An 11984-nucleotide genomic window follows, 5' to 3' on the forward strand; every position below is an offset into this window, starting at 1 on the left:
AACTTATCTACTGAGAATTCTCCAGCACCAGTAAACACAAGTGTTCCATAAATTCCCATATACATAAATGCTAGCTCTTTAGACTTAAATGGATCATTCCCATGAACAATAAAGAAGGCCACTGCCATTGTTATAAGTAGTGGAACTGAAACCCAACGAGTTAAAAGACCAAGAATAATAAATATAGAACAGAAAACTTCACTAAAGACGGCCAGTGATAAACTTACCTGCGAACCAAGTCCTATAAGATCTGGGAACTTAGTCGACATAGCGCCAAAGTTTGATAATTTTCCCCAACCATGACTTATGAGCATTGTAAGCCCAACAAATAGTCTTAAAATAAGTAATCCAGCGTTAAGCTTCATAGTATCCCTTTGTTTTTAATTAACAATTAGTTTTCTATTATGGTAATAGACATTCTTACATTTACAAGTAGTAATTAAAGATATGACATCAAGATTTTCAAATATAGACAAAAGATGTGAGAATTGTAGAATTTTTGCGCCTCTATGTTTCTGCAAGCTACTAGTAAAAAAAGAACATAGAACACCTGTTAGAATTGTCATGCATAAGTCAGAGCTAGGTTTAACTACTAATACGGCATTTTTTTGTGAAAAAGTTCTTAAAGATAGCAGCATTCACTTAAGAGGTGTTAAGGGTACTCTACTAGACGTCGAATCAACTATTGATCTAGAAAAATACACTCCTCTCTATCTCTTTCCAGATGACAGTGCTGTGGAGTTAAACTCTGAGCTACTAAGTTCTTTGAATAAACCACCTCTACTCGTTGTCCCAGATGGTTCATGGTCGCAGGCTAAAAAGTTTAAAAAGAGAGAATCTTCACTAGCGAATATAAAGTCTGTAAAGCTTCCTCCAGGAATAAAGTCCAACTATAGACTTAGAACATCTCCTGCAGAAGGTGCTGTCTGTACCTATGAGGCCATAGCGATCGCTCTTGGAATATGTGAGGGGAACGAGCTTAAGGATTCTCTTTTAGATATATTCAAGGTTATTACAGATAGGATGTACTACTCAAGAAGTGGAATAGTTAGTCTTGAACAATTAGATGAAATACTCAAAAAAGAAGCAGACCTAAACTAGGTCCACTTCTATTAATGATTAATTGTGATCAATATAAGCTGTAATTAGCATTGCTAATAAAACAGCAAAACTAAAGAGCAAGATCCCATAGAGGCCCCAATCAGTTCCTTTATATTCGTTTGTCTCAGTTACTTCAGTCGGATCAATACATATTTCTTTGTTATCGTTTTCCATAAAAAACTCCATAGTAATTAATTAAATTTTAAAAATGTTTTAAATTAACTAAATGGAAATGGAGGACTTCGAGCGAGCTGGGTGCTTGTAAGATGGGAGTTAAATATTTCTTTTGTTTCAAATTGATGAGTCAGCTTTTCATTTTCTGCAATTTCAAAAGCTGCTGTTAAAATGAAGTACTTAGATAAAATCTCTTTAATCGGCTTAATAGGATTATTATCTATTCCTGGAGCATTTACATCTACTTGTTCTAAATAAATAACACTTGAAGACGTGTCTTGATGTTCAATTGGAGAAATTGAAAACATTGAAACAAGTAAGAATTGTAGGATTAGTAACCACTTCATATTCATAGTCACTATTATAGGCCTTTAATCAGTAAAGTAAGCCTAATTTTTCTTAATTTAGACAAAAACTCATCTCTTTTATTAGTTTGCCGATAAGTTACTTGAATAACAATAAGTAGGTCTAATGTATAAATTCATAATTTTCTCTCTTTCACTGATTTTGGCGATTTCATGTAGCACACTCAAAACAAGTGAAAGGTTTATTGCCTCCATTCATGACACAAGAAATTGCGTGGATTCAATTAATGGGTTTATGAGAACAAACCCAACAAAGAGTGGCCCTATAATTACTGGAGAAAATTCTCTAGCAAGTAGAATTCCTAATTTTGAAGATTTTAGAAATCAAATGCTTGCATCTAGGCCCTCAATTGAGAACTTTGTAAAGAAATACAAGGATGCTAACGATCAAAGAGTCCCAACAAATCTAGAGGTTATAGACTTCTTTACTGACTACTCTGACAAACTTGCAACGCATATTAGAAGCGCAAAAGGACACGATGAGCGCTTAGACTTATATCTAGAGTTTAGTGCCGCTGAAATAGAGTTGTCTCCAAGTAAATTAGAAAAGATAGCGAGCTTTAAAAATGACGCTGAGTTTAGAGAGAGAATACAATTAGAGTATGACCCAAGATCCTCAGATTCAAGAGGATTGTTAGATACTCTTGGATGGACTAACTACAAAGGTCATCTTGGAGAGCTAGATGTACTCCTTAGGCTTGAAAATTTACAAGCTCAAGGTGTTTATCTTTCAAGAGCAGAGTTATTAGATCCAAAAGCACAGGTCATTAATGATATGTTTTCAAGTAAGCTTGAAGAGAAGTTTGCTCAAGTCACACTCGAAAACTTAGAAGAATATAAAGAGAAGTTTCCTCATATCTTCAAAATAAATGAAGAAATTGAGGCTGAAGAGGTTTTAAAAAGGGCACATACCTTTTTAAAAACTAAAGAATTTGACTTAGTTGTTAAGAAAAACAATAAGTACTCACTTGTAGAAGTTAAAAATTATAAGCACCCAATCGGAGTTCGTGACGCATCTGAAGGTGGTGGTAATAAGAAAACGATTCTTGATCAACAGCTAGAAACAATAGAGATACTACACTTTCTTGGACTTGAAGATACTTTCTTTCCAACCGTGGCCTTCTTAAGGGGAGTCACTCAAGAGGCAAGAGACATATTTGAAAGCAAAGGGATTTCAGTTCTCGCCCAAGTAGTAGACTAAGCAGATATTTTGAATATCTGCTTAGAATATAAATTTTATTTTGAGAGAAGTGCACTTAGATAAGAAGCATAACTCCAAGTAAGATCTCTAGCTCCTTGCATGTAACCATTATCTCTATTCATCTGTTCAGCAATACTGCCACTTCTACTTGAGTGGTAGTTAACTCTTTTATAAATACTTTCAATCTGCGAGTCCAGAACCCTCACTAAATTCTTACCTAATTTAGACTTAATATTAATTGCTTTAATATTGGAAGTAATTGAATTACCAAGAAGTTCTGAGAAAAATACTTTATTTGTCTCATTAATCTCGATTCTTCCTTTCTTTAAAAAAGACTTCTTAACTTTTTGATAGTACTCAGCATAAGCGAGAGTTGCCAAAAACCATGGGTTCCCTAAGGAGTCTGTCCTAACTCCATCGTAAGTGTCTTCAGGGTATCTACCAATTGCCACTCCAAGGTTTGAGTCTTTATTGATCTTGTAAATATTTTTGAACGAATTTTTTAAATGAGTACTTGTTGCTAACACTCTATCGTTTGTAACATTGTAGAAGTTATCGCTTCCTGCAGAGTGAAGAACTCCTAGAATAGTCGCAATATCTAACCCACCTCTATGATGGTGAGTATTTCTAGAGTGAACGATATGGTTTCTTCCTTCGTCCCAGTGGAGGTTGATCTCGTTTTCAAGTAGTAAGGCCTGTTTATTGTACCATTTAGCGGCCAGAGGATCATTTAGCTTAATCGCTAAATCAGCTCCCATTAAAAGTGATCTTCTTTGAGCTAAAAGAGTAGAAAAGTGACTACCTATTACTTCTTCCCAGTAATCAAAAGAAGCCTCTCTCCAGTGGTGAGAGACATACTCTAAGTCTGTTTTAATAACTGATTGTGCACTAAAGTCAGCACTGTAGAGTAGTGACCTTACTAGTTCTTCTTCTCCACTTTCTATTAGAGAGTTTGCAAAGTTGATTAATGTTATAGCCCTTAGTGCAGGTCCATCATTTTGAGGTCTTCCCCACGGCTCATCATACCCACGTCCATCAACATAAAATTTAGGCTCACCAAGGCCAGACAAAGTGAATCGTTGCTGATTATCTTTAGAGAAAACTGCAAAGTCTATCATCATTTCTTTTAAGAGATTTTTCTTAATCGGATCTTGCTCCCTGATGTAGAGGTCATTAACAACATTCATTACAAGGGCAGCATCTCTAATCCAGTGATAGAAATAATTTGGGTTTTCTCTTGAAGGCGAAGCAACAACTACACCTCTCGTTGTTCCATCTGGAGATATATTAGCAAAAAGGCGTCTTGTTATTGAATCAACATTAACGGCCTGTGTCGTACTTATTTGTAATAAAATGAAGCTTAATAAAAAAAGAATTCTCATCGTTTTCCTCATGTTAGTTAAAAAATTAATTGATTTTTATTTTCATAAAGAGTATCAATTTATTTCACAAATTGGCCAACAAACGTTGGTTTCTTTCACAAGTACTAAATTTATAAAGGAAGAGTATGATTTCAAGTTTCTTTGGCACTCTGCAAAAAATTGGAAAAGCATTAATGCTTCCGGTGTCGGTTCTTCCTGTTGCTGGTCTACTCCTTGGAATCGGAAGTTCTCAACTCTCTTGGCTTCCTGCTGAAGTATCAATGGTTATGGCCCAGGCAGGTGGTGCAATATTTGGAATATTACCACTGATCTTTGCCTTAGGTGTTGTAATTGGATTAACTAATAATGATGGTGTTGCGTGTATCGCGGCAACTGTTGGATTCGTAGTCTTACTAGGAACAATGGGCGTTATTGCAGAAATAAATGGAGTACCTACTAAAGATATAATGGGAATAAAGTCTATAGAGACAGGTGTCTTTGGAGGAATTATAAGTGGTGTTGTAGCCGCAACTATGTTCCAAAAATTCTATAAAATAAAGCTTCCAGATTATTTGGGATTTTTTAGTGGTAAGAGATTTGTCCCAATCGTAACGGCTTTTGCAATGATTATAGTTGCTATGATTCTTAGTTTCCTCTGGCCTCCAGTTCAAGGAGTTATTAAGACAACTTCGCACTACGCTGTAAATGAGAACCCTAATGCGATGGTTTTTTTATATGGACTTGTTGAGAGGATGCTTATTCCTTTTGGGCTGCACCACATATGGAATGTTCCATTTTTCTTTGAAGCAGGTGAATTTACAAACGCAGCAGGTAAAGTGTTTAACGGTGATGTTAATAGATTCTTCGCAGGGGACCCAACAGCTGGTTTCTTAGGCGGAGGCTACCTCTTCAAAATGTTTGGACTTCCTGCTGCAGCAATTGCAATGTGGCATTCAGCAAAACCAGAAAATAAGAAAATGATCGGAAGTTTAATGCTCTCTGCTGCATTTACTTCATTTTTAACAGGAATAACTGAGCCTATCGAATTTGCGTTCTTATTTGTTGCACCACTTCTATATGCTCTCCATGCGCTAATGGCCGGAACATGTTTCTTAGTTATGAATATGCTTGGGGCAAAACTAGGATTTACTTTCTCTCATGGCCTTATAGATTATGCCCTTTACTACCACATGGACACAAAGCCATGGTTAGTCTTTGTACTAGGTCCTATTACTGCCCTTATTTATTATTGTGTTTTTAGATTAGCGATTCAAAAACTCAATATTTTAACACCAGGGAGAGAAGATAAAGCAAGTTTTGAAAATGAAGCGATGAGCTCTTCAGATAGAGCTATTGAGATAATTAAGGCCCTAGGTGGAAGTTCAAATATTGAAACCTTAGATGCTTGTATAACAAGATTGAGAATAAAAGTTTATAACGTTAAGAATGTTAGTAAGCCAATGTTAATGGACTTAGGAGCATCAGGTGTAATTTTCATTGGAGAGAACGTACAAGCTATTTTTGGAACACAATCAGATATAATAAAATCAGAAATGGAGCAAACCCTAAAAGCACCCAACACACTACACAATTCAACCTCCTTTATTTCTCCAATTGCTGGGGAGATAAAGGAGTTGAGTGAAGTCCCTGACAAAGTCTTTAGTGAAGGAATAATGGGAAAAGGATTTGCAATTACTCCTGTGAGTGGTCGTGTAGTTGCACCTTTTGATGGTGAAGTCGTCTCATTATTTAAAACTAATCATGCAATTGGTTTAAAAGATAAAGAGGGGAGAGAAGTTCTTATTCACTTTGGAATTGATACTGTTAAATTAAAAGGTGAAGGCTTCACTTCGAAAGTGATTAAAGGCGATAAGATTAAGAAAGGAGACTTACTTCTTGATGTAGATCTTGAATTTGTAAGAGATAACTCTCCATCTATAGTCACACCGATTATTTTTACAAATAGAACTGAAGAACTTAAGTTAATAACTTTAGGAAATGTCAAAGAAGGGCAATCCGATATTATCAATTTTTAATATAGAGGACATTATGATCAATACAGACATACTCGTAAAAAAAGAGCACGGACTACACGCAAGACCAGCTGCTGAATTTGTAAAGCTTGCAAGTACATTTGAGAGTGAGATTACACTTAAATATAATGATGAAGAAGTTGATGCAAAGTCTATTATGAGCATTATGTCTCTTGGAATTAGTTCAGGAGAAACTCTGAGTCTTTCAATCGATGGTTCAGACCAAGACGATGCACTTTCTTCAATAACTAATTTTCTAACTGAAGTTTAAATATGATAGGTAGAAGCGCTTCCCCTGGTTTTGCATATGGAAAGATTCTGGTTCTAGAAGATCTTTTAGATTCTGTAGAAGAGTCTAAAACAGGCACTCCATCAGAAGATATAACAAAACTAATTGAAGTGACTTCAAAAGTCATAGAAGAGCTCAATGAGCTTTCTAAAAATAGTGAATCAAAAGATCAAAAAGAAATCTTTGAAGCTCACTCTATGCTTGCAAATGATCCAGGTTTTAAGAAAGAGATAATCAAAAATATTGAAAAAAGTAATTTCTCACTGGCTTTTGCAGTTAAATCTGCAGGACTAAAGTATATGGCCCAATTTGAGGCCCTTGAAGATGATTATTTTAAAGAAAGAGCACTAGATATCAAAGATATTACTTGTAGGTTCTTATCTATTATTTTAGATCGCCCTTTTTCAAATTTAAAAAATTTAAATGAAAATGTCATTCTTGTGGGCAAGGACTTAACTCCCTCTCAGACATCACAGATCAATAAAGAGTTTGTAAAAGGCTTTATTACTGAATTAGGTGGAGTGACATCTCATACAGCGATTATAGCTAGAACAATTCAAGTTCCAGCAATTGTTGGGGTAAAGAATTTGATTGAAAATGTCTTAGATAAAAAGTCTATTGCTATGGACGGTCTATCTGGAAAGATTCATCTCGATCCGAGTGAAGAGACCATTTCTCTTTGGAACGATGAAATTGTTAAAGAGAAAGAGTTAAGACGTATTCTCGATAATTATAAAAATAAAGAATCTATAACTAGTGATGGTGAGAAATTAAGTGTCTTAGGAAATATCTCATCTATTGATGACGCCAAATCAGTGAGTGAAGCTGGCGCGGAAGGTGTCGGTTTACTTAGGACAGAATTCCTCTTTATGGAAACAAACTCAGCTCCAAGCGAAGAGAAGCAATACCAATTTTATAAAGAGATTGCCGAGATCATGGGAACTAGGCCTGTTACCATCAGAACTTTGGATATTGGTGGCGATAAAGAGGTTAGTTACCTCAATTTAGAAAAGGAAGATAATCCGTTTCTAGGCTATAGGGCCATAAGGATATGCCTTGATAGGGTTGATCTCTTTAAAGATCAATTAAGGGCAATTTTAAGGGCCTCAGCGTATGGTAACTTAAAGATTATGCTTCCTATGATTGCTACTTGTTCCGAGATACGAAAAGCAAAAGTAATCATTGAAGAATGTAAGACTGAGCTCAGAGAAAAAGGAATTTCATTTAATGAGTCTATCCCAGTTGGAATTATGATTGAAATTCCGGCCGCTGCAATAATGGCCGACCAACTTGCTAAGGAAGTAGACTTCTTTAGTATTGGAACCAATGACCTTATCCAATATACAATTGCTGTTGATAGAATGAATGATAAAATTGCAGACTTATACTCTTTCTATGACCCCTCAGTTATTAGGCTCATAAAGATGACAATTGACGGGGCAAGAAAAAGTGGAATTGAAGTAGGAATGTGTGGCTCTATGGCAAGTGAACTTACTTTAACCGAGCTTCTAGTAGGTCTTGGACTCACGTCATTTAGTGTAACTTCTGGATCTGTAACATCTGTGAGAAAAAATATTATCGAATCGAGTAAGAAGAATGCTCAAGAATTAATTCCTGAGATATTAGAATCTACTGATCGAGAAAGTATTCTTGCAGCACTTGAGCGTCTCTAGGCGCTTAGTTTAGTGCAAATATCAAAAGTATTGAAAGAATAAACCAGCTTAGAATATTTACTGAAAATCCTCTCTGCATCAGAGCACTCTTTCTTATTAAGTTAGTACCATAAACGATAGCATTTGGTGGTGTGGCCACAGGTAACATAAAGGCACTATTGCATGAAAGAGCAAAAATCAGAGCAATCAGTAGCGTATTTAATTCATTTTTTACTCCTATAGCAATCATAATAGGAATAAGGATGTTGGCCGAAGCTGTATTTGAGGCGAGTTCTGTGAAGAAGATAGTGAATAAGATAAGCACTGAAAGAACAATATATATATTTGTGTCTCCAGAAGAGTTTGTAATTGAGTCTGCCATTATTTGCGCGAGACCAGTCTTAAAGAGAATTTGTCCCAGAGAGAGTCCAGATCCAAATAAAAGTAGCGACGGCCAATCAATTTGAGAGATGTGCTTTGAGTTTAGAATTTTGTCTGCACTTTTTAGAGGAAATAGAAATAATGTTGAGGCAAAGAATAGTCCAACGACTGCTGAAGAGAAGTTGTTTCTAAGCATTACAGACATTGTAGAGCCATCTTCAACGAATAGCTCAACTATCGAGGGGCTAACCCAGAAGAAAACAGTCAGTAAAAATACTATAATCACATGCTTTTGATCTACTGAAAATGAACGATAATCAACTATTGCCATATCAACTTCAGTATCAACAGGATTTAGTTTTTGAGTAGGAAGTCCTTTAATACATAGATAGTAAACCACTGAAAATAAAATAGCTGCTATGGGCGCAGTAATTAGCATCCATCCTAAGAATGAAATATTTTGTCCTGTCAGGTTATTTAGAAGTCCAATTGCTATTACATTTGGTGGAGATCCAATTGGAGTAACAATTCCCCCGATGGTTGCACTGTAGGCGAGAGATATGAGAAGAAGTTCTTTAAAGCCGCTATCGTCTATTCCAAAGTTTACTTCAAGCCTCTTAATTAGTCCTATACCAAGTGGTAGAAGCATAGCTACTGCAGCTGTATTTGAAATCCACATGGATAAGACAAATGACAATAGAAGGAAAATAAAGACTGTCCTCTTAGCGCTCTTTCTTGCCCATGGAATATTTAGAGTGGCCGCTGCAAGTGCTTCATCAAGCTTAGTGATCTCTAACGCCTTAGCGAGAAGAAAGCCTCCTAAAAAGAGAAATATAATGGGATTAGAAAATGGAGCAAAACCATCCTGTAAGCTAACGACACCAAAGATGACACTCAAGCATACTCCAAGAATACCTGATATAAAGAGTGGGAGGTCAGTAAAGAGCCAAAGCGATATTACAAAAGAAAAGATGGCCAAGAAGATCTTCTGATTAAGTAAAAGATCTAGAGGAGCGAAAGCTAAAATTAAAAAGATAATAGGAGCGATCATATAAGATGATACTTTTAAAATCTTATCTTTTGCCATTGTGACTAAACCTTCTAAAAATAATTAAAAAGAAAGTAATATAGCACTCTAAGGGCACTTTAGGATAGTTATTTGATCTATCTATAAGAAATTACATGGGTGATATTGATCATATTTTAAACACAGATATGTAATTCTTTCGGCCGTAATGAAGCGGATTCCACAATACTATAAAGTATAAGTAATAAATTTAAATCAAGGATTTTATGAAACTCAAAGCTTTATTACTATTGTTATTAGTATCTACGCCATCTCTGACGGTTGCTAAGACTGCCAATATCTGGGCATCAATTCCTTTTATAAGGGGAGCTGATCTATGCCAATATAGTCAGGCCTACTCACAGACTCGAAGTGAGTACATGCACGACATGACAAATATGGCGAGCCAGTTAATGGAGTTTGGAGCAAAGGGGAGTGAGGCCCTTGAGATGCTAGAGAAGTTTGACTCTCTATACGATAAGAACTTACGACTAGCGATGCAGTACAAGTATATGGATGTAACGCTTGAAAATACTCTTAAGTCATACTTAGACTCTTATTATAGAAGTCAGCCTGTAAAAGATAGGAAAGTCTACTTTAGACAATTAAATGATATTCGCTCTATCACGAGAGCTATTAATAACGGACAGAGAATTGGACATATTCCTGCTGATTCATACTCAGTTGTAGATTATATTGGTTATGGATCATATGCTCTTGCTCCAAATTGTAATGGAAATATTCAAGTGACAATCACACTAGTCAGTAAAGACGGTATGACAAAGAACTACAGTGGTCTTGGAAAGCCTGCAATCGTAATGTCACAGATTGCTTCAAAGATATTTACAGAATTTGAAAGAACACAGTTTCCTTCAACTCTAAATGTTAATGGAAGAAAGCTCACTCTACTTGGAACTTCTAACGGATCAATAGGTGAGACTTTTAGCCCAAGAGATGCATCAAGGACATGTCGCTATATGGGTGGAAGACTTCCAAATAGCTTTGAATTAGAAAGAATCTCATCCTACGGCGATTGGAATGGCGGCGTAAGTATTGGTAGTGCTATATGGGCAATTGATCAAGGTTCAACTCCAATGGTCTATCACCCAGGTCTAAGAAATCCATCACCAGTTCGTAGTGCTAGCGAAGTTGGCAACAAGAAGCTTAAATTCTACTGCGTGAAGTAGGAAAAAAATGGGCCCTAGTTCTTAGGGCCTTATATCGGCACAGAAAAAGGTGAGTTATTTTCTTAAGAAAAATCACACACGTTATCTTTACATAAATCTAACTTTAAATTTGAAATCTTTTTATCTTCTTAATATTTTCTAAGTCCAACAGGACTGAAGAGAGAGTCATATTTAAGCATTAAATTATTACTCAAATCTAGACGAAAATTTTATCAATATTTATGAATTTATATGAGGGGATATTGAGATTTCTATATTAACCCCATATAATTACCATTATGTGGGGTGGTATCTGGGGGAGTTGTTTTAGCCTATTTCTAGTATATTAGCTGACTCTCCAGTGAAAATCAGCCTGGAAAAATATTCTTTTTTCTACTTTTATATTCTCTCTATAAAATCTCTATTTGATATTGAACTACATCATTTAATATTTCTTCATCTACAATCAACCGAGACTTATATGAACTTAGTGCTGCTTCATATATGGGTTTTTTCAATAAACCAAGGCTTCACCATGCCTTAGTTTTATACGTCTTATCTTTAGACCTTGGGCATCTACAAATCAGTCGCCAAAAAGTGCATTATTTAAGTTCTCATTTTTTTACCTTATTACGTATCATATCTACACATAAGTCATAGCCTTTAATATTTTCTATATAAGATGACTCGAATCAATTGACGTAGATGCGCTTATTATTAAATATTCAGAATTTCTCCAAATTCTCAGTTTTATTAAGAACGCTAAAGAACCATAAATTGGAGATAAATCAATGCTTAGTTTAAACCGAGCAAAAAGCTTAAGTCGGGTATATGTACACAGCTGTCAATGAAATGGTCATGGCCTAAACTTCTTTAATCTAAATTTAACGACTTAGACCTAAAAAGTTGGCATAACTATTGAATAATATATACGTTATGAGATCTATTCCAATTGATATAAGACTAACATTTTTAGCGATTTTACTACCGAGTATGAGCTATGGATCTATCCATGGACCAAGTGATGATCGATATAAATTAGATGAAATTACTAATGAAAAAATTAAAGAATTAGCTAGATCTACGGCATTTATAACAAAGAAAAATTCAGAATCGAACAATATTTCAACTCTCCAAACTACATCTTTAATAGATGTAAAAGGGATGTGTCACTATGAGAGATTCGCAAACTCCC

At 35.4% G+C, this 11984-nt stretch carries 12 protein-coding genes; 7 read left to right on the top strand and 5 right to left on the bottom strand.

All coding sequences use genetic code 11. From position 1 onward, the window contains the following. Window positions 1-365: DoxX family protein (locus ABX784_RS12235; protein ID WP_372655334.1), on the bottom strand; the 365-nt coding region annotated here is incomplete at its 3' end. Between the two features lie 82 nt (window positions 366-447). On the opposite strand from ABX784_RS12235, the gene ABX784_RS12240 reads away from it, so the two are divergent. Then, a complete protein-coding gene (locus ABX784_RS12240; protein WP_372655335.1) occupies window positions 448-1101 on the top strand; it encodes a tRNA-uridine aminocarboxypropyltransferase in 654 nt (217 codons plus the stop codon). 18 nt (window positions 1102-1119) lie between these two features. On the opposite strand, the gene ABX784_RS12245 is transcribed toward ABX784_RS12240, so the two are convergent. Further along, entirely contained in the window at window positions 1120-1275 is a 156-nt protein-coding gene (locus tag ABX784_RS12245; protein ID WP_372655336.1) for a hypothetical protein, read from the bottom strand. A 44-nt stretch (window positions 1276-1319) separates the two neighbouring features. Further along, complete coding sequence (locus ABX784_RS12250) at window positions 1320-1622, bottom strand: hypothetical protein (protein ID WP_372655337.1); 303 nt, start codon at window positions 1620-1622, stop codon at window positions 1320-1322. A gap of 124 nt (window positions 1623-1746) precedes the next feature. Between ABX784_RS12250 and ABX784_RS12255 the strand changes: the two genes are divergently transcribed. Next, on the top strand, window positions 1747-2841 hold the full coding sequence (locus ABX784_RS12255; protein ID WP_372655338.1) for a hypothetical protein: 1095 nt from the start codon (window positions 1747-1749) through the stop codon (window positions 2839-2841). A 35-nt stretch (window positions 2842-2876) separates the two neighbouring features. Here ABX784_RS12255 and ABX784_RS12260 read toward each other — a convergent pair whose 3' ends face one another. Next, window positions 2877-4223 (bottom strand): glycoside hydrolase family 15 protein, encoded by a 1347-nt coding sequence (locus tag ABX784_RS12260; RefSeq protein ID WP_372655339.1) that lies wholly within the window; start codon window positions 4221-4223, stop codon window positions 2877-2879. A 125-nt stretch (window positions 4224-4348) separates the two neighbouring features. Between ABX784_RS12260 and ptsG the strand changes: the two genes are divergently transcribed. From ptsG to ptsP, 3 genes are read left to right on the top strand one after another with little or no spacing between them, the layout of a single operon-like run. Further along, complete coding sequence (gene ptsG, locus ABX784_RS12265; protein WP_372655340.1) at window positions 4349-6238, top strand: PTS glucose transporter subunit IIBC; 1890 nt, start codon at window positions 4349-4351, stop codon at window positions 6236-6238. A gap of 13 nt (window positions 6239-6251) precedes the next feature. Next, the gene (locus ABX784_RS12270) at window positions 6252-6506 is read left to right on the top strand and encodes an HPr family phosphocarrier protein (protein WP_372655341.1); all 255 of its coding nucleotides are present in this window, start codon (window positions 6252-6254) and stop codon (window positions 6504-6506) included. A 2-nt stretch (window positions 6507-6508) separates the two neighbouring features. Next, window positions 6509-8197 carry a phosphoenolpyruvate--protein phosphotransferase gene (gene ptsP / locus ABX784_RS12275; RefSeq protein WP_372655342.1) on the top strand — a complete coding sequence of 563 codons (1689 nt, stop codon included), beginning with the start codon at window positions 6509-6511 and terminating at the stop codon, window positions 8195-8197. Between the two features lie 4 nt (window positions 8198-8201). Here ptsP and ABX784_RS12280 read toward each other — a convergent pair whose 3' ends face one another. Next, a complete protein-coding gene (locus ABX784_RS12280; protein ID WP_372655343.1) occupies window positions 8202-9644 on the bottom strand; it encodes a DASS family sodium-coupled anion symporter in 1443 nt (480 codons plus the stop codon). 206 nt (window positions 9645-9850) lie between these two features. Between ABX784_RS12280 and ABX784_RS12285 the strand changes: the two genes are divergently transcribed. Beyond that, window positions 9851-10810, top strand: a complete 960-nt coding sequence (locus ABX784_RS12285) for a hypothetical protein (RefSeq protein ID WP_372655344.1) — start codon at window positions 9851-9853, stop codon at window positions 10808-10810. A 915-nt stretch (window positions 10811-11725) separates the two neighbouring features. Beyond that, window positions 11726-11984: hypothetical protein (locus ABX784_RS12290; protein WP_372655345.1), on the top strand; the 259-nt coding region annotated here is incomplete at its 3' end.

It is taken from the genome of Halobacteriovorax sp. (assembly GCF_041587335.1).
GTDB lineage: Bacteria > Bdellovibrionota > Bacteriovoracia > Bacteriovoracales > Bacteriovoracaceae > Halobacteriovorax.